This window comes from Sphingomonas sp. CCH15-F11, from assembly GCF_001557005.1.
Taxonomy (GTDB): Bacteria; Pseudomonadota; Alphaproteobacteria; order Sphingomonadales; family Sphingomonadaceae; genus Sphingomonas.
The window spans coordinates 1-2,507 of the sequence record NZ_LSKG01000125.1; the positions used below are offsets into that span (position 1 = coordinate 1).

The window sequence follows — 2,507 nt, forward strand, 5'->3', positions numbered from 1 at the left end:
TGTGGACCGGCGTGCAAAAGGGACCCCGTTAGCGGGGTGATCGGCGTCTAAAAGGGACCCCTCATTCCGATGGTGTAGCGGGCCGCCTGGTTTTCCAGGTGGCGAGATCGGGATGTTGGTGGTGGAGACAGTTGTTCGGATCCGACGCGAGCACGCGAACGGGAAGGCGATCAAGGCAATAGCGCGGGATCTGCGGTTGTCTCGCAAGGTGGTGCGCAAGGCGATCCGGGCGCCGGAAGGGGCGTTCGACTATCACCGCACGGTCCAACCGCTGCCCCGGCTTGGGCCGTTCCAGGAGCGGCTCGATACACTGCTGACGGAGAACGAGGCGCGGCACCGGCGTGACCGTCTGCGCATGACCCGGATCCATGATCTACTGCAGCGCGAGGGGTTCGAGGGTTCCTACGATGCTGTTCGGCGCTACGCCCGTCGCTGGACGGAAGCGCGGCGCAAGGATGCGGGTGATGGGGCGCCTGCCTTCATCCCGCTCATGTTCAAGCCTGGCGAGGCCTACCAGTTCGACTGGAGCCACGAGGACGTGGAGATCGCCGGCAAGCCGATGCGGGTGAAGGTGGCGCAGATGCGGCTGTGCGCGTCGCGGACGGTCTATGTCCGGGCCTATCCGCGCGAGACGCAGGAGATGGTGTTCGATGCCCATGCCCGGGGCTTCGCCTTCTTCGGCGGCGTTCCGCTGCGGGGGATCTATGACAACATGAAGACCGCCGTCGCCGCGGTCTTCGTCGGCAAGGAGCGGGTGTTCAACCGCCGCTTCCTCGTCATGGCCGATCATTACATGGTCGAGCCCACGGCCTGCTCGCCGGCGGCAGGATGGGAGAAGGGTCAGGTCGAGAACCAGGTCCAGACCATCCGGGGTCGGTTCTTCCAGCCCCGCCTGCGCTTTGCCAGCATCGAGGAGCTCAACGGATGGCTGGAGGCCGAGTGCCTGCGCTGGGCCGCCTTGCATCCGCATCCCGAGCAGAAGGAACTGACCGTGGCCGAGGCGCTGGATCTCGAGCGGCCAGCCCTGCAGCCGATGCTGGCGCCGTTCGACGGCTTCCACGAGACCACGCATGCCGTGACTGGCACTTGCCTGATCAGCTTCGACCGCAACCGCTATTCCGTCATGGCCAAGGCCGCGCGGCGGGCGGTCCAGGTCCGCGCCTATGCCGACCGGATCGTCGTGCGCCTCGGTGACGAGGTTATCGCCGAACATGCCCGGCACTTCGGCCGTGACCGGACGATCTACGATCCCTGGCATTATCTCCCCGTTCTGGCCAACAAGCCCGGCGCCTGGCGCAACGGCGCCCCCTTCCAAGGCTGGGACCTTCCGCCGGCACTGGCGCGGCTGCGCCGCAAGCTGGGGAGCGGTGATGAGGCCGATCGGCGCTTCGTGCGGGTGCTGGCGGCCGTGCAGACCGATGGCCTGGACGCGGTCGAGGCCGCGATCCGCGAAGCGCTTGATGCCGGCGCCGCCAGCGACGAGGTGATCCTCAACATTTTGGCGCGATACCGCGAACCGGCGACTGACCGGCCTCTCGACGTGGTCGTCGACCTCAAGCTTAGCCATCCGCCAATTGCGGACTGCGCCCGCTACGATACGGTACGAGGCCTTGATGCAGCGGCATGAGATGATCGAGGCCATGCGCGGGCTCGGCCTCAGGGGTATGGCCGGCGCGTTCGACGAGGCCGTCACCACGGGACTTCAGCGCAAACGCACGACCCACGAGATCCTGACCGACCTGCTGCGGGCGGAAGCCGCGCATCGCCATGCCGCCTCGATCCGCTACCGCATGACCGCAGCCAAGCTGCCCGTGGTCAAGGATCTCGATGCCTTCGTGTTCGAGGGCACGCCGATCAACGAGGGACTGGTCCGCTCGCTGCACGCCGGTTCCTTCCTGCCAGGCAGGCGCAATATCGTGGCGGTTGGCGGCACGGGGACCGGCAAAACCCACCTGGCCACCGCGATCACCGCCAACGTGGTGCGCGCCGGCGCCCGCGGGCGCTACTTCAACACGGTTGACCTGGTCACCCGGCTCGAGGAGGAGGCTCGCATCGGCAAGGCCGGCGCCATGGCTGCCCAGCTCAGCCGGCTCGACGTCGTGGTCCTCGACGAACTGGGCTACCTGCCGTTCGCCCGCTCAGGCGGGCAGCTGCTGTTCCACCTGATCAGCAAGCTCTACGAGAAGACCTCGGTGATCATCACCACCAACCTGGCCTTCGGCGAGTGGCCCACCGTCTTCGGCGATCCCAAGATGACCACAGCCCTGCTCGACCGGATCACGCATCATTGCGATATCGTCGAGACCGGCAACGACAGCTGGCGCTTCAAACACCGCAGCTGACCACCTCAGAAATCGACTTCGCGCTGCTGCCGCCTCCGGTCGGGCTACGCCCTCCCTACGCCGTCAGCAGCGCGAAACACGCGCCCAGCATCAACCGTTCTACGCAACGCAAAGGGGGTCCCTTTTGCGCGCCGATAGGGGGTCCCGATTGGACGCCGATTGACA

General features: G+C 66.6%; 2 protein-coding genes. Both read left to right on the forward strand.

The genetic code is table 11. The features are described from left to right. The first annotated feature begins 112 nt into the window (after positions 1-112). Entirely contained in the window at positions 113-1,627 is a 1,515-nt protein-coding gene (gene istA, locus AX709_RS11445) for an IS21 family transposase (RefSeq protein ID WP_066549431.1), read from the forward strand. Next, positions 1,614-2,342: an IS21-like element helper ATPase IstB gene (istB, locus tag AX709_RS11450; RefSeq protein ID WP_066549432.1), complete on the forward strand. Its 729-nt coding sequence runs from the start codon at positions 1,614-1,616 to the stop codon at positions 2,340-2,342. Before istA ends, istB begins: the two co-directional genes overlap by 14 nt. Positions 2,343-2,507: the final 165 nt, after the last annotated feature.

Bases quoted from the DNA above. Each gene is read 5' to 3' on its own strand.
- istA (WP_066549431.1), top strand. From the start codon at position 113: ATGTTGGTGGTGGAGACAGTTGTTCGGATCCGACGCGAGCACGCGAAC.
- istB (WP_066549432.1), top strand. From the start codon at position 1,614: ATGCAGCGGCATGAGATGATCGAGGCCATGCGCGGGCTCGGCCTCAGG.